The following is a 21,157-nucleotide window of genomic DNA, read 5'->3' as shown; positions in this document are numbered from 1 at the left end:
GTTTTTCGTAATATTTAAAATTTATCTTAGTTTACATGCTGATGTTTTATAATATTGGAACTAATTACGAATATGCGTAAACTAAAGAAATAAAAAAATCGTTAATTATTTGATAATTAACGATTAACGAATGTAGACCCACAGGGATTCGAACCCCAGATGACTGAACCAAAATCAGTAGTGTTACCGCTACACCATGGGTCTGTATTTCTATGTCGCGAAATTATATAAATTATTTTAAAAATAAAAATGAAATAACTAATATTTGCCGATAATATTCGTTTTTTTGCTGATATTCAAAGAATTATTTTTCTTACAATTTCACATGTTTATCGCGCTGTAAACAGAATTTAAATTAAAACTGTATCTTTGCAAAAAAATTGGGCTCCAAAAGTTGGAGAAACCCATTAATAACTTATCCTGAGCTTTGTTGAAGGATTATTAAACATTTTTTATGTCGAATATAGTCGCAATCGTTGGGCGTCCCAACGTAGGAAAATCCACGTTATTTAACCGTTTATTAGAAAGAAGAGAAGCCATTGTAGATTCTACTGCAGGAGTTACCAGGGACCGTCATTACGGAAAGTCCGACTGGAATGGAGTAGATTTCACCGTAATTGATACCGGTGGTTATGATGTAGGAACGGATGATATCTTTGAAGAAGAAATCCGCAAACAGGTTCAGCTAGCTGTAGATGAGGCAACCTCCATTATTTTTATGATGAATGTGGAAGAAGGGCTTACCGATACAGACTATGAAATTTATAGGCTTTTAAGAAGATCCAATAAACCAATTTATATTGTCATCAACAAAGTAGATTCTTCGAAAGAAGAACTTCCTGCAACGGAATTTTATCAGTTGGGAATCGATAAATATTATACTTTATCTTCTGCAACAGGATCAGGAACTGGTGATCTTCTGGATGATATTGTGAGAGATTTCCCGACTACAGAATACAAAGACCCTTTTGAAGGACTGCCGAAAATTACTATCGCAGGACGTCCGAATGTGGGAAAATCCACCCTTACAAATGCATTGCTGGATGTAGAAAGAAATATCGTCACAGACATTGCGGGAACTACAAGAGACAGCATCCAGACGCTTTACAATAAATTCGGACATGAATTTGTACTTGTAGACACTGCCGGAATGCGTAAAAAATCTAAAGTAAGTGAAGACCTGGAATTCTATTCCGTGATGCGTTCCATCCGTTCTATTGAATTTTCGGATGTCGTGATCATTATGGTAGATGCTACCCAGGGATGGGAATCTCAGGACATGAATATCTTCAGCCTTGCCCAGAAAAACAGAAAAGGAATCGTAATTTTGGTAAATAAATGGGATCTTGTTGAAGATAAGCAAACCAATACCATGCGTGATTTCGAAAGACAGATCAAAGATAAGATCGGACAATTCCAGGACATCCCGATTTTGTTTATTTCGGCATTAACCAAGCAGAGAATCTTAAAAGCAGTTGAAGTTGCTATGGAAGTATACGAAGACCGTAAGAAAAAGATTAAAACTTCAAAATTAAACGAAGTGATGCTCCCTATTTTTGAAGGAACACCGCCACCTGCAAATAAAGGAAAATATATCAAAATTAAATATTGCGTACAGCTTCCGACACCGTCACCGCAGTTTGTTTTCTTCTGCAACCTTCCGCAGTACGTTAAAGAACCATACAAAAGATTTACTGAAAATCAGCTGAGAAAAGAGTTCGGATTTACCGGAGTTCCAATTGAAGTGTATTTCAGACAAAAATAATGAGCATCCCTTTCAGGAAAACCTGGAAGGGATTTTATTCTATATAATTTCATATTTTAGATAAAAGTTTCACAATAATGAATACAGTTGTACTATCAGAACAGTTTTCTTTGGTTAATTCATGGATTAATGAACTCAGGAATGTTGATATTCAGCATGACAGGATGAGGTTCCGCAGAAATATGGAGCGGATCGGCGAAATAGCCGCTTTTGAAATTAGTAAAAGTCTCGGGCAAAAGGAGATCGAAATTCAGACACCGTTAGATAAGATCAGAGTCAGAGAAATTGCTGTTCAGCCGGTTATTACAACCATATTAAGAGCCGGTGTCCCTTTGTTTCAGGGAATTCTGAATTATTTCGACAAAGCCGACTGCGGATTCGTGGCAGCATACAGAAAACATGATGCTAATGATTATTTCTCCATCAAGCAGGATTATTTAACGTGTCCCGATATCGAAGGAAGACCTTTAATTGTCGGTGATCCGATGTTGGCTACAGGGGCTTCTTTAATTGAAGCGATCAAAGATTTACTCACCCACGGCAAGCCAAGCCAGCTTCATATCGTAGCTGCAATTGCTTCAAAACAGGGTGTTGAAACCATAGAAAAAGCTTATCCCGAAGCCAAAATATGGGTGGGAGCCATCGATGAGCAGCTCACTTCCAAGGGGTATATCACGCCAGGTTTGGGAGATGCCGGAGATTTAAGCTACGGAGAAAAACTACAACGCTAATTTACAGTCGTAAATATTACAGATTAGATACGTGAAACTTTTCTGTTTTTAAAAAAGTTCAAACTTAACTATACAAAAATAGGGTGGCATCAGTAATGTCACCCTTAAATATTTGTGCCTGACGGATCACAACTTTGGTTCAAACTACTCTTAATTCTTAATTTGATAAAAAATATTAAAAAAAATTAAATACTACAGAAGGAATACAAAAAATAAGTCGTCTAAAAAGATAGAAAGCATTAAGAAGAAATTTTATCTTAAAATTATGCAACAAAACTTGATAGATAACCAAATAAAAAACGTATTCCAAATGATGAAAAAAAATTTAACATCACTCATTGTTCCCTCAATTTTTTTAGCGGCTGTTTTTTACTCTTGTTCCGGCGGCGACGTATATGAAGAAGCTCCTCTTTCTAAAGACGAATATCCCAATATTACAGCTGCTTTCGGAGCCAATATTAATCTGAGCAGTCTTGAAAATTATGCCAATCAAATCAAGCCGGCTTATATTACCAAAGATAATACCGCAGGAAACCCGATAACGGATAAAGGTGCTACTCTGGGAAGGATTTTGTTTTATGATAAAAATCTCTCTAAGGATAATACCATTTCCTGCTCAAGCTGCCACAAACAGGAGCTGGCTTTCGGAGATAATGCTGTGGCAAGTATCGGTGTTAACGGAACTACAGGAAGGCATTCTATGAGGCTTGTAAACGCCCGGTTCAGCAATGAAGCAAAATTTTTCTGGGACGAAAGAGCATCAACATTAGAAGCAAAAACTGTTTTCCCGATTCAGGATCATGTAGAAATGGGTTTCAGCGGAACCAATGGTGACGGCAGCCTGCAGGACCTGATTGCCAAGCTTCAGAACATAAAATATTATCAGGAAATGTTTACGTTTGTGTATGGAGATGCGGCGGTAACCCAAACCAGAATTCAGAATGCTCTGGCACAGTTTGTAAGAAGTATTCAGTCTTTTGATTCTAAATATGATGCAGGAAGAGCGTCGAGTGCCAACGACCAGCAGCCGTTTGCCAATTTTACTGCGCAAGAAAATCAGGGTAAAAATTTATTTCTGGCTCCTCCCGTATTCGATGGTTCAGGAAACCGTACAGGAGGCGGGTTAGGATGTGCCGCATGTCATGCAGCTCCGGAATTCGATATTAATCCTAACTCAAGAAACAACGGGATTATTGGAAAAATAAGCGGAACAGGTATTGATATCGCCAATACAAGAGCGCCGAGTTTAAGAAACGTTACCAACAACAGCGGACTTGAAAACGGCAGGTTGATGCATACCGGAGCCTTTACAACACTACAGCAGGTAATTGGTCATTACGCAACCATAAGCATCGCTGCAGGAAATACCAACCTCGATCCGCGACTTACGCCGAATGGTGTAGGACAGAAGCTCAACGTCACATCTCAGGAAACAGATGCGGTGATTGCATTTTTGAAAACCTTATCCGGAAGCGATGTGTATACCAATAAAAAATGGAGCAATCCTTTTAAATAATCTTGAATCTTCATTCTAAAGCTGTCGTTGGCAGCTTTTTTTGTTAATATAAACTTAAATTACTCTGGTATCTTCCAGAAATCTTTCATTAAATCCAGTAATAGTCTGACTCTGACTTTATCCATCGGATGCTTTGTGCCAGGGAGTACGGCCAGTCTTCCGTCCGGAAGGCTTTTGCAGGCATCCATACTTTCTTCCAGGGTCACCATGTTATCCTGATCTCCTACCATAATCTGAATGGGGATGTCTATTGCTGAAAGGTTAACTTTCAATGGAGGGTTTTTTCCTAAGGAAACCATAAGATCAGCAACGGAGTGCATCAGTTTTTTCCATTTTTTTCCGTGTTGTGCTTCCATAATCGTGGCATATTTTGGTACTTTTTGAGCAATGACTTCAGGATCAAGCATTTTACTTTCCTTTAATGCCTGTTCTTCCGTCCAGTCGAATTTTGTTCCCAAAGTCATCACAGAATTGATTCTTTTTGGATACTCCAAAGCATGGCAGAGTGCTATATAACCGCCCATGCTGTGGCCGAAAATATCAACATCATAAAGGTTATTTGATTCGATAAATTCCTGCAATTCACACGTGTATTTTTCAATGCTGATGCCATCTTCCGGGAGTTCGGAGTCTCCATGCCCTGAAAATAAAGGCGTATGAACGGTAAAATATTTTGAAAGCTCCTCGATGAAAGGATCAAAGGTCTGGCGGTGACCTAATGCGCCATGGAGTAAAATAAGATTTGACATGGTAATGTTTTCCCGGAAAATTACTAAAATTTATTACATCTCATATATGAAAGAAATAGCTTATTTAAAGTTCTTACACTTTTAAACCCTATACTCTGAACTTTAAACTTTTAATCTAAGCATCCACAGCCATCACTAATATACTTATCTTATTATTTCCGGCTTTAAGAATTTCCCATGCAATGGTAGCAACCGTATTCCCGGTAGTGAACACATCATCAATAAGCAGAATATTCTTTCCGGTAATTGTCTTGGTAATGGAAAATGTGTTTTCCGTTTCCAGGCGGCGTTGCCTGTTCTTCAGCGCCTGGGCTTTTGAATAATGATTTCTCCGGATCAGATTATGGTCGAACGGAATGTTGTAGAATTCAGAAATTTTTTCGGTAAATAAGTGCAGCTGGTTATAGCCTCTTTCTTTAAGTTTTTTAGGATGCAGCGGTACCGAGACCAATAAATCAGGCTTCTGGTTCCCAAAATCAAGACGTTCAGATGTCCACTGTGCCAGAATTTCTCCTGTTTTTTCCCTGCTTTTGTATTTTAGTTCATGGATGATTTTTCTGCTGAGATTTTCTTTTCCGAATTGCATTAAGGCAAAAGTATTCTCAACAGGAAAAAGAAGTCTGCATTTTTCTTTAATAAAATTATCATCCGAATAGCCGGAATGTATGAAATCAACCCGGCTGAAACAAAGCTCACAGATCAGAAGATCGGCCGAAATAATACTGCTGCAGCCCAGGCAGCGGTTCGGAAACAGAATATCCAGAATCATTTGTGCGTAATTTTTTGCTAATATACTAACTTGTAAGTTATTTCATAGTCTGATTTCAGGTGCAAACATTGAATAATACGGGATTCAAGCAGATTCTTTAATTTTATGTCTTATTTTTGAATAAATATTGAAGGAGATGAGTTTGATTTATGAAAAGCAAATCGTGGTGACAGAAGAACATATTGACCAAAACAATCACGTCAATAATGTCCAATACGTCAAATGGGTAGAAGAGATTGCCACTGAACACTGGGATTTCGTGAAACATAAAACCAAAAATCCTGATGATATCTGGATGCTTCTGGATCATCACATTCAATATAAAAAGCAGGTCTATCTGGGAGAAATCCTCACTATAAAAACTTATCCGAAAACTCCCGAAGGAATCCGTCAGCCGAGAAAAGTAGAATTCTACTGCAATGATCAGCTGGTAGTAGATTCCTTAACGCTCTGGGTATTCATTGATAAGGAAACGGAAAGGATTATCAGGCTGGAAAGTGATTGGTTGGATATTTTATAATTTTTCATTAAGAATCGTAAGAACCAAGTCCGATTTTTCTTTATCAATGGTCCCTGTGATCTCCGATACGGTTCCGTTTTTATCAATAATAAAAGTAAGAGGATTTCTTATTAATGAAAAGTAGGACTGTAATTCTTTCATTGAATCCGTAATGTGCAGAAAATTGAATTCATGTGTTAATAAAAACCGGTCAACCTTCTCTTTCGGGTCGTGGTTGATTGCAATAAAATTTACTTTATTACCTAAATTTTTCTTAATTTGATTGAGGTACGGAAGTTCTTCAATACATGGCGCGCAGGTTGTTGACCAAAAATTGATAAGTGTAACTTTTCCGGTGAGTTCCTGAGCGCTGAAATTTTTACCTTCGCCATTTTTAAAATTTTCAATAGGAAAATGTTGTCCGATCTTTTTTTCAAGAAGAGGGTGAGCCTGAAAATGTTTTTGCTGCGCGTTTAAAGACACGCAAAAGAGAAGAAAAGAAGATGAAAAATATTTGAGTAGTTTGGTCATCTATCGGGTATTAATTTCTTATCAACGTGCTAAAGATTTTGTTTATTGTGATGTATGGCAAATATCATTTACCTTCATACATGCATTCTTAAATCTATAGTCACAATTTACCAGCCTGAAACTCAAAGCAAATTCCTTATCTTTGCACTATGATACGTATTACAAAAATTTTTACATTCGAAACAGCCCATGTGCTGTACAATTATGATGGGAAATGTAAAAATATGCATGGGCATTCCTACAAGCTGTTTGTGACGGTGAAAGGAAAGCCTGTAAATGATTTGGAAAACCCGAAAAACGGGATGGTGGTAGATTTTGGAGACATAAAAAGTATCGTAAAATCTGAAATTGTAGATGTGTGGGATCATGCGGTGCTGATCAACGGACTCTCCCCACATAAAGAATTGGGGGAAGATCTTGAAGGAAAAGGACATAAAGTAATTTACTGTACGTTCCAGCCGACCTGCGAAAACATGCTGTATGCGATTGCTGCAAAAATAAAATCCAAGCTTCCGGAAGGGATTTCCCTAGCTTATCTTAAGCTTCACGAAACAGAAAATTCTTACGGAGAATGGTTTGCGGAAGATAATCAGTAATGTAGATCAATAAATATTCAGAAGTGTTAAAGACAACCATTAATTTAGAACCTGGAAAAAAAGTATATTTTGCTTCCGATCAGCATTTCGGTGCACCGGATCCAAAATCTAGCAAAGTGCGCGAAGAACACTTTATCCGCTGGATGGACGAGATCAAGCATGATGCACAGGTCTTGTTTTTAATGGGTGATCTTTTTGATTTCTGGCACGAATGGAAACACGTCATTCCGAAAGGATACGTACGGGTGTTGGGTAAAATTGCCGAACTCAAAGACCGGGGAATTCATATTTATTTCTTTGTAGGAAACCATGACCTTTGGATGAAAGATTATCTTGAAGAAGAAATAGGATGTACCGTTTTTTATACAAAACAGTATTTTGAAATGGGGGGTAAGCAGTTTCTGCTTGCTCACGGAGATGGCCTCGGGCCAGGTGATAAAGGATACAAAAGAATGAAAAAGGTCTTTACCAATCCTGTTGCACAGTGGTTCTTCAAATGGTTGCATCCGGATATTGCCATGAAAATTGCGCTGTACATGTCGCAGAAAAATAAAATGATTTCCGGTGATGAAGACAAAGAATTTTTGGGCGAGGATAAAGAATTTCTAATTATTTATTCCAAAGAAAAGCTTAAAACACAGAAAATAGATTATTTTATCTATGGCCACCGTCATCTTCCTATGATTCTGGAACTGGAGGGGAAAGCAAAATATATCAATCTGGGAGACTGGATCTCTTACTTTACATACGGAGTGTTTGAGCACGAGTTTCATCTGAAGACATTTGAAATGAAAACAAAAAGAATTACCCCATAAAGAGGTAATTCTTCGAGCGAAACGAATTTCACTCTTGTTTTTAATCCATATTCCGGTTTTGTAATTGCAATAACCCGACCAAAATTTAAATTTTATATTAAAAAAATATTAAAAAGCTCAATGGTTTCATTAATTGTTTTATAATGAGACTGTAAGAGAAAATACTTTTGAAGTGGATACAATATTTGACATACAAACCGAAAAAGACTTTTTGTCGGCATCTCTCAGAACTTTTCGTTACCAATATCAGAATGTTGAAATTTACAGACGTTTTGTAGATTATCTCAATATTAATCCTGACGAAGTGGATGAACTGGTCAAAATTCCGTTCCTTCCAATCGAGATGTTTAAGAATCATCAGATAACAGATAAAAATGTGAAGGCAGATCTCTTCTTTCAAAGTTCGGGAACTACGCAGATGAATCTTTCAAAGCATTTTATTGCGGACGAAGATCTCTATAAAGAAAGCATTTATAAAAGTTTTTCAGAATTCATAGGAAAGCCGGAAGACTTTATTTTCCTTGGATTGCTGCCAAGCTATCTCGAGCGTCAAAATTCTTCTCTTATTTATATGGTTGATTATTTAATGAAAAAATCAGGAAAGCCTGAAAACGGATATTTTCTTTACAATCATGAAGATCTGTTTGCCCTTTTAAATAAACTGGAAGACAAAAAAGTTATTCTCTTTGGAGTTTCCTTTGCATTACTGGATTTTCTTGATTATTGCGACTCAAACACTAAAACGCTCAAATTCTCCGACTCTCTAACAGTGATCGAGACTGGCGGTATGAAAGGAAGAAAAGAAGAAATGACCAAAGATGAACTTCTGAAAATTTTACAAGAAGGTTTTAAAACGGAAAAAATTTATTCCGAATATTCCATGACCGAACTCCTTTCACAGGCCTATTCTTTGGGAAATAATGAATACAAATGTCCAAAGTGGATGAGAATCATGATCCGGAATGCAGAAGATCCTTTTAACTACGAAAAAGAAGGGAGAACAGGCGCCATCAACATTATTGATCTTGCCAACGTGCATTCCTGTGCATTTATTGCCACTCAGGATTTAGGAAAAATCGTCGGAGATAAATTTCAGGTTTTAGGCAGAATCGACCACTCTGATATTCGGGGCTGCAGTTTACTCGTAAGTTAGGTTTGAGAGTTTCAGGGTATAAGAGATGAGATGAGAGGTGAGCGTGATTGTTTTAAAATATAGCTGCACATCCTGCCTGATCTCGAATGATTGTTAAAATAAAAACTATTGGAATCCTGAAAGGACGACCTACATAAGAATAGGATGTAAATCCTATCAATGAATGATTTTTAAGAATAGGAAGCAATCCTATTAAAAATAATTTAAAATACAATCCCGAAGGGACGACGTATACCAGGGATACAATGCTGTCAAAATAAAAAAATGTTAAAAATAGAAGAATTGGTTCATGCATTTATTTATTCTCAATGTGATTTTGAGAAGGAAATTGTGCTGACCAATCATTTTCAGGCAGATTGGGAGGCTGATATTCTGATTGTGGATTCGGAAGGATTCAGTCACGAAATAGAAATCAAGCTATCAAAAAGTGATTTTAAAAATGATTTTAAAAAATCCTACACCAATTCCAGTACCGGCGAAAAGTTCCTGAAGCATGACAAAATTTCCTGCGGCGATTATGTCTGCAATGCCTTCAGCTTTCTGCTTCCGATGGGAATGGTAGATCACACGCTTATTCCGGAACACTGCGGCATCATTGAGTTTTATCACAATGTAGATTCCTGGAATACTGAATTTTACACCATCAGAAAGCCGAGAAAGGTTCATGAAGATGCTTACTGGAAGCTAAATGATAAAGATCTTTTTATCCGGAAAATGGCGCTGAACCTGCTTCAGAGAAAATTAGAGATCAAAGGGAAACATGAAGAACTGATCTTTAAAAATCCTTTTGATATTAAAAAATTAAAATAAGACCAAAAAAATCCTGTTGAAGAACAGGATTTTTTGTTTGCTTAAACCGATTATGAAATTTCGTGTTCTTTTCGGAGCAAAAATTTATATATAAGCCCGCCGGAAATTCCACCTAAAATCGGAGCAGCCCAGAACAGCCAGAGCTGCGAAAGTGCATTGCCCTGTACAAAAATTGCCTGAGAGAGCGATCGCGCCGGATTCACGGAAGTATTGGTAATCGGAATCGAGATCAAATGAATCAAAGTAAGAGCAATTCCGATGGCGATTCCCGCAAACTTTCCGTGGGAATGCCTGTCGGTCGTTCCCATAATAATGATCAGGAAAAAAGCGGTCAGTAGAAATTCGGTCAGGAAGGCGGCGCCCATAGAGTAGCTTTTCTCAAAATAAACGGGAGCATCGTAAAAATTGGTAGCAAAAGCACCCGGTGCGGAAAAATCGATACTTCCGGAACCTTGTAAAATGATGTATAAAGCTGCTGCGGCTGCTGTAGCTCCTAAACATTGGGCTATGATATATGGAACAAGTTCCCGGACAGGAAACCTTCCTCCCGCCATTAATCCGAAACTTACGGCAGGATTGAAATGTCCGCCGGAAATAGGTCCTACAGCATAAGCCATAGTAAGAACAGTGAGTCCGAAAGCGAGAGATACGCCAATTAGCAAGATTCCTATTTGTCCATGGGCAGAAGGAGCAATCTGGGAGGCAAACACTGCACTGCCACAACCTCCGAATACAAGCCAGAAGGTACCGAAAAATTCGGCAAAAAGTTTTTTCATCATATTATATTTTTTTTTAATTGTAATCAAATTTATAATTTATATATCGAAATAAAAAGTGATTTTTAATATCATTAATTTATATAAATTAAATTTTAATTGATAAATTTTCATTTTATCCGATTTTTATTGTGTTTTATTTAATGTAGTATTATTATGGTATTTGACTGATAATAGATAATTCATTATTTTTAATTGGAAATTAAAACATTCTTTAATGAAAAAGTTTTTATGCGTGGCCTTTGCTTTCGTTATGCAGGAGATTTATCATTCTCAGGAAGCTAAAAAAACATTACCATGCTATGATCTTACAGAAGTTTTAAAGGTAGAACCTACATTGCTCTACAAACCTCATCTTGACGCCTCTAAAAGTTTTGGAGTCAGGATTTTGAAAGATTCAAAGGCTGTTCAGAAATACATCAACAACGGAAAATTTCACAAGATCAGTAAATCCGGGAAAGGATACCGCGTGCAAAAACTCGACTACAGCAGAGCCTGGATGGTTTCAAAAGGAAAACTGATGCTGGAAAGAATCGCTGCCAGGTTCAGCAAAGAAACAAAAGGAAATACATTCACCGTTTCATCCATTACCCGCACTCTTGAAGATCAGTGCAGGTTAAGAAGAGTTAATACCAATGCCTCACTCGGGATCAGTTCTCACAATTACGGCAATTCTTTCGATATATCCTATGTGCGTTTTGATGGGGTTTTAAGAAACAATTCGAAGCTTGAAGCTGCTCTGGAAAAAGTATTGAAATACTATTATGATGCAGGGCGCATTTACTATATCAAAGAAAGACAGCAAGGCTGTTTTCACATTACGGTTAAGAATTATTAAATAGTTTTCAAATCTATGTGATATACTTGCACAGATAATTTAGTTTCTATAATTTTATGGCACTTTAAAAACCGTGAAATATGAATGTATTCAACAGAGATCAATTTGATGTAGCCGTTGCAGAATGGACCAACTGCTGTGCAGATTATAAGAGAATCCAGAGCCTTATTCCTACCAATTACGTTTTTACCTTTGATACGGAACAGGTCACCTGGTTAAAAAGCCAAAACAAGTACAGTGAATTTTGTGCGGAAATAGGCGTTTTTAAAGGTCAGCTGGTGGCTATTTTATGTCCGATGGATGCCAACGGGCAAAAACTTATCGTAGATCAATTCCCTTACAGTGCTCTGAATGAGCTTGACGGAGATCTTAGACTGGTAGAAACAGAGCAGTATAAAGTAATTAAAAATGCTGTTCTTTCTAAAGATCTGCAGAGAATCGATTACGATTCAGATACCTATTTTCCGGTTTCCAATAAGCCTATGCTGGAGCAGGATGTAGCGCTTGAAGCAATAGAATCGTGGAGAAATGACGGGATGACCTGGTTCTACAGAGAATGTTCGGAGTTTAAGGGAAGCAGGATTTTCAAAAAGTTTTATGTACCGTCTGAGGATCTTATTTCTTCCAAACCTGGGCTTTATAAAATAATATGCTCATTCGGACTGAAGTTTTCGGAAGTGTATCAGAGAGTTTTGCCGACGCTTATCTTTATCTCATTTTATCATGATCTGCAGAATTCGGGAAGCATTGATACTATTTCCAATACGTACGACTGGTCTCAGCCTTGCCCGCCTCTGTGCCCGTTTAATTAATATCTAAAAATTATTGTGGATACATACAAAGTAATACTTTATCTTAATAATAGTTTACTTTTCATTTGTGCTGTTATAGGACTTATCCGGTACAAATTCTTTAAAAATTCAGAAAAATGGTATGTCTATTATATCATTTTTCTTTTTTTGATAGAAGCTGTTGTTAAACTCTGTCTTTATGTTTTTAACCTGAAAGATGTGAATTTTGTCTTTCCTTTTTATGTTGCAGGAGAACTTCTGCTGCTGGGGATCTTATACATAAGAAAGCTTAATATGTCGGTTTATTGGTTCATTCCTGTAGCCCTGCTTGCTGCTTTATTCTTTATAGATTCCCAAATGCTTACCAATGACGTAAAAAAAGTGATCTCCAATATAGTGGTAATCTGCTTCGCCGGTTATGCACTGCTTACTGTCATTAAGAGCAGTAAAATTAACGACAGGTTTATATTGGCAGACAGCTTTATCTTTGTCTACTATGCACTGTCGGTCTTTTTGTTTTTCCTTCTCAGGCAGCTTTCGGATCTGGGAAAAGAAGAAGCCAATATGATATGGAGTATTAATAATATACTCAGCAGTTTTTTATATGTATCAATTATTTATACCTTTTTAAAATTAAAGAAATAACCCTTAATATAAGCTTTTTTATTACGTTAATTGTCGTTCTGGTAATTATCATGTCTTTTATTTTGCTTGCGTACAGAAGCTTTATTAAAAGGATAATTGAAGAAAAAAACGTGCAGCATGAAGCGGAGGTTCTGCATCAGAAAAACCTGGTGCTGGAAAACATAAAAGCTCAGGAAGCCGAAAGAAAAAGAATTGCCGTAATGATTCATGATGATATCGGAAACAGGCTTAATATATTATCATTATGGCTGAATAACCTTGATACGAAAGGCGACGAGCTTATAAAAAAAAATATTACCACCCAGATGTCTTCCCTTATAGACTCTGCACGAAGCATCTCGCATTCATTATATCCGGTAAATCTTGAAACCGTGGGACTGGTGTTATATATTGAAGAGCTTATTGCCAATTTATCGGGAAGAATAAATATTTCGCTGAGTGTAAGCCCGAAATTTCAGAAAAAAGATATTTTCATAGAAGTTCAGCTTTACAGAATCATTCAAGAGTTTACCACCAATGTTCTCAAACATTCGGAAGCATCAAGAGTCTGGATCTATATTAAAGACAATCGTGATAATCTGGGGGTAGTCATCTCAGATAACGGTGAAAGTTTTGAATATGAAGAGGTGAAAAAAGGGATGGGGATCAAAAATATAGAATCCAGAATAAAATCCATGAACGCGGCACACAAATGGAAAAATGTCTTAGGTAAAGGAAGCCGGCTAATCATTAAAATTCCATACACCAATGAATTCCCAAATCAAAGTAGCATTAATTGATGACGAGCAGCTCATCCTCGAAGGGGTGAAAATGCTGCTCTCCTCCGAACAGAATATTTCAGTAGGATTTACCTCCAATAACGGTCCGGATTTTCTCAAAGTTTTAGAGAATACTTCAGAAGAAGACTTTCCGGATATCGCTTTGGTAGATGTTCAGATGCAGCCCATGAACGGCTTTGAACTCGTTGAGGTTCTTAAAGAAAAATATCCGAACCTCAAGATTATCATCCTATCTTCCCATTATAAAACAACCATTCTGGGATATATGGTGAAACTGGGTGTTTCTGCTTTTTTACCCAAAAACTCCAACCGTGAAGCCTTTATGGAAGCCATTACTATGGTTTATAAAAACGGAATTTTCTTCACACCTGAAGATCATCAGATGATCTTTTCCTACATGAACAGTCCTACCAAGAAAAGAACGCTCTTCGAAATGGACGATGAATTGTCCGACCGTGAAAAAGATGTGGTAAGACTTATCTGTCAGGAATGCACCAATAATGAAATTGCTGAAAAGCTGTTCATCAGCCCAAGAACCGTAGAAAGCCACAGGCAGAGAATCGTGGAAAAAATAGGCGCCAAGAATACAGTAGGTATTGTTATTTATGCCATCATTAATAATATCCATCCGTTAGAAAGAATCTGATTCCGTAGAAATACGGAATTTTTTATTTGGTGCTTTTTACTCTAAAATCCCGCCTTTTTTCATCGTTACTTTGAAGAATTCGTTCACTTTATCAATTTTGATAAGGTTTAAAACTAAAACCACAAGGTGTCAATGAAAAGCAGCATAATCTCCGTCGGAGTTTTTTTTGACGGAACAGGAAATAACGGGATAAACGCAACTTCTCCCGAAAAGCCCCCAAAAAACAACGAAAGTTATTATGGAAATAGTACCAATATTTATAAATTATTTCAACAGTTTAACGGTGAGGAAAAAATATATATAGAAGGCATTGGAACAGTTACCCAGAAGGAAGACAGTGATTTTGCCATGGCTACCTGCAAAAATCCTGCAGGATACCAAGGGTATTCTTCTGACGACAAACTGCAGAAAGCATTTTCTTTTATCAGGCAGATCATGTCTGATTGTACAAGTCGCTATGAATTGTACGTTTACGGTTTCAGCAGAGGTGCGATGCTGGCCAGAAATTTTTGCTACGAACTGCTGAAAGAAAATACAGAGTTTCATGGAAATATTACGGTAAAGTTTCTTGGAGTTTTTGACACGGTAGAATCTTCGCCTTTTAACGATTACAATGTCATGGTGCATCCTGCAACGGAAAAGGCACTTCATATCTGTGCCGCAAACGAATGCCGCTTTTTCTTCCCTCTAACCTGTCTTTTTGAAGATTCGGGTTTAATGGAAGATAAAATAGCAGATACTGGGAATACCGTATGGAAAAAAATTTTTGTTCCCGGTGCTCATGCGGATGTCGGTGGCGGATATCTGGAAGGTCCACAGTCCGTATACATCTCTCCGAACTTCCTGCAGGAAAATGAGGTTGAAGCCTACATCCGTAACATCAGAACGACAGCCGATGCAGAAGGAAATAAAATATGGGATCATGTACTGGAAAATTATGAAATAAACCGCGGAGAAGCATTTTTTCAGGCTTATCTTGCCAGAAACCTTGTGTATAATGAACTTTCTAAAGTTTACGGAAAACTTATGCTCGAAGAATCAAATGCTGAAAAACCGATTTTTAATACGGAATTTGATGATTCCAACTTTTTAATTGATGCCGGAAAACATCCCTATCTCATCCAGCTTTCAAATGCACTAAAGCAGTATGCAGAAAAGCTTTCCCCGGAATTAAAGCCTGTTTATCATTATAAAGAACTGGCAAATTATACCCATATCTCCGCCAACTTCGGATTATATCATCCGGCAATATCGAGAACTTCAGCAGACGGAGGACTTACGGAATTTATCAACAACGGTCTGAATGTACCGGGAAATTCTGACGATCAGTTTACTGCCAACACTTCAAAACTGCAGGTGGAAATACATCATATCGAAGATTCTGTCGTGGATTACGCATACGGAACCAATATCCCCAATAACGACAATTGGAGCCGAACCATATTGATTAAGGAAAATTTATACAAAAAATGTTAGTACTTTTTCAGTTTTAAATTTAGGTGTGGAGCTGTCCTGGTAAGACAGCTCTTTTTTTATTCCTGTTTCCGAAAAGAAATCTTTTTAAGAGTCACATTCATAAGAAGTTATTTTTCTTACAGCCAGTTCTTTTATTTTCCGTATTTTTGCACCCGAAAATTCATTATTCACTATTAATCATTATTTAGCATGCTTTCGGTTCAAGGTTTAGGATTACATCATTCAGGAACATATTTGTTTCAAAACGTGAATTTCACGATTAAAAAGGATGATAAAATTGGTTTGGTTGGTAAAAATGGGGCGGGGAAATCCACTTTATTAAAAATGCTTTCCGGGGAAATTAATTTCTATGAAGGAAATGTAGTTCCGGAAGGAAATATCACCATCGGGTTTCTAAAGCAGGATCTTGATTTCGTAAAAGGAAGAACGGTTTGGGCAGAAACCATGCAGGCTTTCGAACAGATTAACGCATGGAAAAATGAACTTGAAGAAGTGAATCATCAGATGGCCACAAGAACCGACTATGAAAGTGATTCTTACACCGATCTGATTAATAAAATGACGGAGCTGAACGACCTTTTGATGAACCATGACGCTTACAATCTCGAAGGCGACATGGAAAAGGTGCTTTTTGGTCTCGGATTCAAAGCGGATGATTTTCAGAAGATTACCGACGAATTCTCAGGAGGATGGAGAATGAGAATCGAGCTTGCGAAGCTACTTCTTCAGAAAAATGACATTATGCTTCTCGATGAGCCTACTAACCACCTCGATATGGAATCCATCATGTGGCTGGAAAACTTTTTAAAAGATTATCCCGGAGCAATTGTTCTGGTAAGTCACGATAAGCAGTTCATGACTGCGGTTTGTAACCGTACTTTCGATATCAACAACAAAAAAGTTGACGACTATAAAGCCAATTATTCCAAATATCTCGTGATGCGCGAAGACCGCCGTGAAAAGCTGATTCAGGCTAAAAAGAATCAGGATGCGGAGATCAAGCAAATGGAAGATAACATCAATAAGTTCCGTGCAAGTGCTACCAAAGCATCCTTCGCACAGTCGCTTATCAAAAAATTAGACAAAATCGAGCGAATCGAAGTGGATAATGAAGATGTCTCTAAATTCAACATTCGCTTCGTACAATCCGTAGTTCCCGGAAAAGTAATTTTTGAAGCTCAAAAACTCGGAAAAGCTTATGGAGAGAAACAGATTTTTGACGATGTGGATTTTATTGTTCAGAGAGGAGACAGAATTGCTCTTTTAGGACAGAACGGACAGGGAAAAACAACACTGGCAAAAATTCTTGCAGGCGATATCAAAGATTATTCGGGAACCTGGAATCTGGGACATAACGTAAATATTGGTTATTTCGCTCAGAACCAGGAGGAAGTTTTAACTCCGAATAAAACCGTTCAGGAAGAAGCGGAAGACGCTGCAACCGAAGAAACGAGACCAAGAGTTCGTGATTTGCTGGGATCTTTCCTTTTTCAGGGGGAAGCGGTGAATAAAAAAACGAAAGTACTTTCCGGAGGGGAAAGAAACCGTCTGGCTCTTTGTAAATTATTATTGCGTCCGTTCAATACACTGATTATGGACGAACCTACGAACCACCTTGACATTCAGTCTAAGGAAATTATCAAGCTGGCGCTTCAGAAGTTTGAAGGAACCTTAATCGTAATTTCGCACGACAGGGAATTCTTACAAGGACTTTGTGATAAAATTTACGAATTCCGCGATGGTAAAATGAAAGAATTCTTAGGGGACATCAATGAATATCTTGAATTCCGACAAAAAGAATCCATCAGGGAAATTTCTGCTGAAAAGGCGAAACTGCACAATGAGCTGCCGAAAGTTGAGGAAAAAAAGGCCGAAGAAAAGCAGGTTTCTAACGAATCATCCGTAATTGTAAGCAAAGAGCAGAAGAATATTCAGAATAAATTAAAAAAAGTAGAAGAGAAAATTACCGAACTTGAAACAAAGATTGAGGAGTTTGAAGTTTCGTTTACCAAAGAGAATCCTTCTGAAGAAACGTTGGAAAAGTATAATAAAACCAAAGAAGATCTGGATCTTGCGCTGCAGGAGTGGGAATATCTGGGTTCTCAGTTGAACTAATTCTAAAGGTTGTACTAAGATAAACCTTATAGGTTTTTAAAACCTATAAGGTTTGAATAACAGTTGTAACAAAACTTCATTTCCATCACTTATCTATCAAAAAATATTTTAAGAAAACTTTAATCTGAGTTTTTAATTTATTTTTATAATTTTGACACATGATTTTTAAAGAAAGCAGAAATCTGAGAAATTTTATTTCCAAACTATTGTTTGGGATCTATTTTCTTGCGCTGTTTTCTCAAAATTTTCACAGTCACAGTTCTGAAGATGTTTTTAAAAGCTTCAGCTTTAAAAAATCAGAAAATACCATTACCAAAAATATAGCGAAGGAAAAAGCAGCAGACTGTCTCGCTTGTCATTTCTTAGCTACTGGACATACTTTAGTTCCTGAAGAATTTGGTTTTTCTTTTGAAAATTATACGCATGAAGTAAAGCAAATTATTGCAGTTCAGGAGAAAATATGGTCTCAGACCAAATTCACGTTTCAGCTTCGCGGTCCGCCCGCAATTTCATAATTCATAGATTCTTTTCGTATTTTTTTTAACTTAAATTTTTAGAATTTAAATATTTCCTGGTGAAAATATAGTCATTAAGAGATAATAAATTGTTAGGAATATTAAGTTAATGCATTGATTAATAGTTAGTTCTGTTAAATTCAATTAGATGCATTTCAAAAAATACAATCAACAAACTTTTTCGAAAAAAGTACTTCAAAAAAAGTACATAATCAATCTATTTAACAATGAAATTGATATATAGTTTAATGCTGATCCTTTGTGGGTTTGCATTAATCAGCGCACAGCAGACTTATGCGGTAGAAGGAACTGTTCAGGATTTTCATGACAAAACAGCACTGGAAAATGCAGTAGTGAAAATTGGAGAGTTCTCTGCTAAAACCGATAAAAACGGTAAGTTTTCTTTCAGTAAAATCCCTGCGGGAAAATACATACTCATTGCTAAACATCCTGATTGTAATGATTATACTGAAAATGTAGGAGTTACACAGGATTTACATTTGACGATTACCCTGGAACATCATATTCAGGATATCGAAACCGTGACTATTCACGGAAGCCATAAAAGCAATGGGTCTCTGGTCGTTAAAACGCTTGATAAATCCGAAATTGAAAGAAATTCCTCAGAAAATTTAGGAAATTTGCTGTCGAAAATTTCAGGTGTCAGCGCTTTGAAGACAGGAAATAATATTTCAAAACCCATTATTCACGGGCTTTACGGAAGCAGGGTCTCCATTTTAAACAATGGGGTGAAACTTGCAGAACAGGAATGGGGAGTAGAGCACGCACCAAACGTTGATATTAATAATTTTCAGCATATCGACGTAATCAAAGGCGCTTCTGCATTAAAGTACGGAAGTGATGCCGTTGGCGGAGTCGTGGTAATGGAACCTGAAGTTTTTCCTAAAAAAGATACCATTAAAGGATCGGTAGGTCTCACGGGAATTTCAAACGGACGCGGAATGGCGCTGGAAGCTGATGTTGCTAAAATCTGGAAAAACGGATGGGCGGTAAAAACCGGCGGAAGCATCAAAAAACTGGGCGATCAGAATGCTCCGGATTATAATCTTATGAATACGGGAATGGATTTTTCTTCATTCAATTTTACCGTTCAGCATAATACGTATGAAAAAGGAATTTCATTCGATTATTATCTTACCAACCAGAATATAGGAATTTACAGAGGTTCTCACGTTGGAAACAATGAAGATTTCTATAATGCCACAACATCAAAGATTCCTGTATATACAGGTAATTTCAGTTACGATATTGATAATCCGAGACAGCTGATTGAGCATCATATTGCTAAAGTTTCTGCTTTCAAAAGATTTGAAAATATCGGGAAAGTTTCCGCAACCTACAGTTATCAGTATAACCACAGACAGGAATACGATATCAGAAGGGGAGACCTTAAAGATACGCCTTCCCTGGATCTGGAGCTTATGACCCATCAGTTCAATCTTAATGATTTACTGGAAAGAGGGAAATTTTCTTTGGAAACCGGTATTGATGCAAGCTTTCAGAACAATTATTCGGATCCGGCTACAAAAGCACGTCGTCTGATTCCGAATTATGATAAATATGCTGCGGGAGTGTATTCCATTTTTAAATATAAAATTTCCGGTAACTTTAATGTAGAGGCGGGCGCAAGATATGATTTTACGCGGTATGATGTCACGAAATGGTATGATAAAAGCGACTGGGAAAAAAGATACGCTGATGCTTATCCGGAGTTTTATGTGAAAACAGATCAAAACAGGATTTTGACACGTCCTCAGCTGAATTACAACAATGTTTCTTTCAATGCAGGACTGGAATATCGTTCGAATTCAACCATTGATCTGAAATTCAATTACGCAAAAGTAGGAAGGACCCCGAATATTGCCGAATTGTTTTCAGACGGACTGCATCACTCGGCCTCAGTAATCGAAATCGGAGACATGGGACTGAAAAATGAACAGGGACATCAGTTTAATCTGACCATTGATTCAAGGTTCAATGTGCTGAAAGGATTGAATGTTTCTGTGAATCCTTACCTGTTTGTCACTAAAAATTTCATCAATCAGGTTCCAACAGGAGTGCAGAATACCATCAGAGGGGTATTTCCGGTATGGTCTTATCAGCAAATCAATGCCAAAATGTACGGGGTAGATCTGGATGTGAGCTTTAAACTTACCGACCAACTAACCTATGTAGGAAGAGGAAGCTATGTTTACGGACAGGACGATACCCACAATGTCCCTTTGATCTTAATGATGCCTCCGAATTTTTCCAATGCTCTGCAATTCACCAAAGAAAGCTGGAATCATTTCTATTTTACCGTAGAAAATCATACATTTTTAAAACAAAACAGATTCCCGGTGTACAATGCAACCATTCCTATCTATATTGATGGAGATGAGGTTGAAAAAACGGTGGATCTGAGCACACCGCCCAACGGTTATTCTTTATGGAATATCCAGGCCGGCATTAATATCAGCAAAAATCTTTCTGGAGGACTTATCGTGAATAATCTTTTCAATGTTTCGTACAGAGATTATCTGAACAGGATGAGATTTTTCTCCGATGAGGCAGGAAGAAACTTTATTCTCAACTTTAGATACAGGTTCTAAAGATTCAAAACAATCAAACAAATCAACAAC

21 protein-coding genes and 1 tRNA gene are annotated in these 21,157 nt (G+C 37.3%); 17 read left to right on the top strand and 5 right to left on the bottom strand.

Translation table 11 applies throughout. The features are described 5' to 3' along the window. Window positions 1–133: 133 nt before the first annotated feature. Window positions 134–204, bottom strand: a tRNA-Gln gene (locus ACYT6F_RS01850). A 250-nt stretch (window positions 205–454) separates the two neighbouring features. On the opposite strand from ACYT6F_RS01850, the gene der reads away from it, so the two are divergent. The 3 genes from der (at window position 455) to ACYT6F_RS01835 (ending at window position 4,012) form a co-directional block, all read left to right on the top strand. After that, entirely contained in the window at window positions 455–1,765 is a 1,311-nt protein-coding gene (der, locus tag ACYT6F_RS01845; RefSeq protein ID WP_472599629.1) for a ribosome biogenesis GTPase Der, read from the top strand. Window positions 1,766–1,842: 77 nt separating this feature from the next. Then, entirely contained in the window at window positions 1,843–2,496 is a 654-nt protein-coding gene (gene upp / locus ACYT6F_RS01840; protein ID WP_472599628.1) for a uracil phosphoribosyltransferase, read from the top strand. A gap of 310 nt (window positions 2,497–2,806) precedes the next feature. Then, the gene (locus ACYT6F_RS01835; protein WP_472599627.1) at window positions 2,807–4,012 is read left to right on the top strand and encodes a cytochrome-c peroxidase; all 1,206 of its coding nucleotides are present in this window, start codon (window positions 2,807–2,809) and stop codon (window positions 4,010–4,012) included. A gap of 59 nt (window positions 4,013–4,071) precedes the next feature. Here ACYT6F_RS01835 and ACYT6F_RS01830 read toward each other — a convergent pair whose 3' ends face one another. After that, a complete protein-coding gene (locus tag ACYT6F_RS01830; protein WP_472599626.1) occupies window positions 4,072–4,761 on the bottom strand; it encodes an alpha/beta fold hydrolase in 690 nt (229 codons plus the stop codon). A 115-nt stretch (window positions 4,762–4,876) separates the two neighbouring features. Further along, window positions 4,877–5,530, bottom strand: a complete 654-nt coding sequence (locus ACYT6F_RS01825; protein ID WP_472599625.1) for a ComF family protein — start codon at window positions 5,528–5,530, stop codon at window positions 4,877–4,879. A gap of 136 nt (window positions 5,531–5,666) precedes the next feature. On the opposite strand from ACYT6F_RS01825, the gene ACYT6F_RS01820 reads away from it, so the two are divergent. Then, window positions 5,667–6,050, top strand: coding sequence for an acyl-CoA thioesterase (locus ACYT6F_RS01820; protein WP_472599624.1), 384 nt, complete (start codon window positions 5,667–5,669; stop codon window positions 6,048–6,050). On the opposite strand, the gene ACYT6F_RS01815 is transcribed toward ACYT6F_RS01820, so the two are convergent. Next, window positions 6,045–6,560: a TlpA family protein disulfide reductase gene (locus tag ACYT6F_RS01815; protein WP_472599623.1), complete on the bottom strand. Its 516-nt coding sequence runs from the start codon at window positions 6,558–6,560 to the stop codon at window positions 6,045–6,047. The genes ACYT6F_RS01820 and ACYT6F_RS01815 overlap by 6 nt on opposite strands. Before the next feature lie 149 nt (window positions 6,561–6,709). Here ACYT6F_RS01815 and ACYT6F_RS01810 point away from each other — a divergent pair, with 149 nt between their 5' ends. From ACYT6F_RS01810 to ACYT6F_RS01795, 4 genes are all read left to right on the top strand, one after another. Then, the gene (locus ACYT6F_RS01810) at window positions 6,710–7,156 is read left to right on the top strand and encodes a 6-pyruvoyl trahydropterin synthase family protein (RefSeq protein ID WP_029294574.1); all 447 of its coding nucleotides are present in this window, start codon (window positions 6,710–6,712) and stop codon (window positions 7,154–7,156) included. Window positions 7,157–7,179: 23 nt separating this feature from the next. Next, on the top strand, window positions 7,180–7,971 hold the full coding sequence (locus tag ACYT6F_RS01805; protein ID WP_169229344.1) for a UDP-2,3-diacylglucosamine diphosphatase: 792 nt from the start codon (window positions 7,180–7,182) through the stop codon (window positions 7,969–7,971). Window positions 7,972–8,143: 172 nt separating this feature from the next. Continuing rightward, window positions 8,144–9,124 carry a LuxE/PaaK family acyltransferase gene (locus ACYT6F_RS01800; protein WP_472599622.1) on the top strand — a complete coding sequence of 327 codons (981 nt, stop codon included), beginning with the start codon at window positions 8,144–8,146 and terminating at the stop codon, window positions 9,122–9,124. A gap of 264 nt (window positions 9,125–9,388) precedes the next feature. After that, window positions 9,389–9,934 carry a hypothetical protein gene (locus ACYT6F_RS01795; protein ID WP_472599621.1) on the top strand — a complete coding sequence of 182 codons (546 nt, stop codon included), beginning with the start codon at window positions 9,389–9,391 and terminating at the stop codon, window positions 9,932–9,934. 50 nt (window positions 9,935–9,984) lie between these two features. Here the strand turns inward: ACYT6F_RS01795 and aqpZ are convergent, their stop codons facing one another. Beyond that, window positions 9,985–10,710, bottom strand: coding sequence for an aquaporin Z (gene aqpZ, locus ACYT6F_RS01790; protein WP_472601092.1), 726 nt, complete (start codon window positions 10,708–10,710; stop codon window positions 9,985–9,987). A 217-nt stretch (window positions 10,711–10,927) separates the two neighbouring features. Between aqpZ and ACYT6F_RS01785 the strand changes: the two genes are divergently transcribed. The 9 genes from ACYT6F_RS01785 to ACYT6F_RS01745 all read left to right on the top strand — a co-directional run bounded on the left by ACYT6F_RS01785 (window position 10,928) and on the right by ACYT6F_RS01745 (window position 21,127). Next, window positions 10,928–11,548, top strand: coding sequence for a DUF5715 family protein (locus ACYT6F_RS01785; protein WP_472599620.1), 621 nt, complete (start codon window positions 10,928–10,930; stop codon window positions 11,546–11,548). Window positions 11,549–11,628: 80 nt separating this feature from the next. Then, on the top strand, window positions 11,629–12,360 hold the full coding sequence (locus ACYT6F_RS01780; RefSeq protein ID WP_472599619.1) for a hypothetical protein: 732 nt from the start codon (window positions 11,629–11,631) through the stop codon (window positions 12,358–12,360). Window positions 12,361–12,375: 15 nt separating this feature from the next. Next, on the top strand, window positions 12,376–12,984 hold the full coding sequence (locus ACYT6F_RS01775) for a hypothetical protein (RefSeq protein ID WP_472599618.1): 609 nt from the start codon (window positions 12,376–12,378) through the stop codon (window positions 12,982–12,984). 50 nt (window positions 12,985–13,034) lie between these two features. Further along, window positions 13,035–13,763: a sensor histidine kinase gene (locus tag ACYT6F_RS01770; protein ID WP_472599617.1), complete on the top strand. Its 729-nt coding sequence runs from the start codon at window positions 13,035–13,037 to the stop codon at window positions 13,761–13,763. Next, entirely contained in the window at window positions 13,732–14,409 is a 678-nt protein-coding gene (locus ACYT6F_RS01765) for a response regulator transcription factor (RefSeq protein ID WP_472599616.1), read from the top strand. The genes ACYT6F_RS01770 and ACYT6F_RS01765 overlap by 32 nt, the downstream gene beginning before the upstream one ends. Window positions 14,410–14,541: 132 nt before the next feature. Further along, on the top strand, window positions 14,542–15,885 hold the full coding sequence (locus ACYT6F_RS01760; RefSeq protein WP_472599615.1) for a T6SS phospholipase effector Tle1-like catalytic domain-containing protein: 1,344 nt from the start codon (window positions 14,542–14,544) through the stop codon (window positions 15,883–15,885). A 189-nt stretch (window positions 15,886–16,074) separates the two neighbouring features. Beyond that, window positions 16,075–18,000, top strand: a complete 1,926-nt coding sequence (locus ACYT6F_RS01755) for an ABC-F family ATP-binding cassette domain-containing protein (protein WP_472599614.1) — start codon at window positions 16,075–16,077, stop codon at window positions 17,998–18,000. A 158-nt stretch (window positions 18,001–18,158) separates the two neighbouring features. Then, the gene (locus ACYT6F_RS01750; protein WP_472599613.1) at window positions 18,159–18,515 is read left to right on the top strand and encodes a hypothetical protein; all 357 of its coding nucleotides are present in this window, start codon (window positions 18,159–18,161) and stop codon (window positions 18,513–18,515) included. 227 nt (window positions 18,516–18,742) lie between these two features. Beyond that, window positions 18,743–21,127, top strand: a complete 2,385-nt coding sequence (locus ACYT6F_RS01745) for a TonB-dependent receptor (protein ID WP_472599612.1) — start codon at window positions 18,743–18,745, stop codon at window positions 21,125–21,127. Window positions 21,128–21,157: the final 30 nt, after the last annotated feature.

This window comes from Chryseobacterium sp. NG-CE01, from assembly GCF_055695505.1.
Note: the sequence above shows the minus strand (reverse complement) of the source record. Positions and strands in the feature narration are given on the sequence as shown.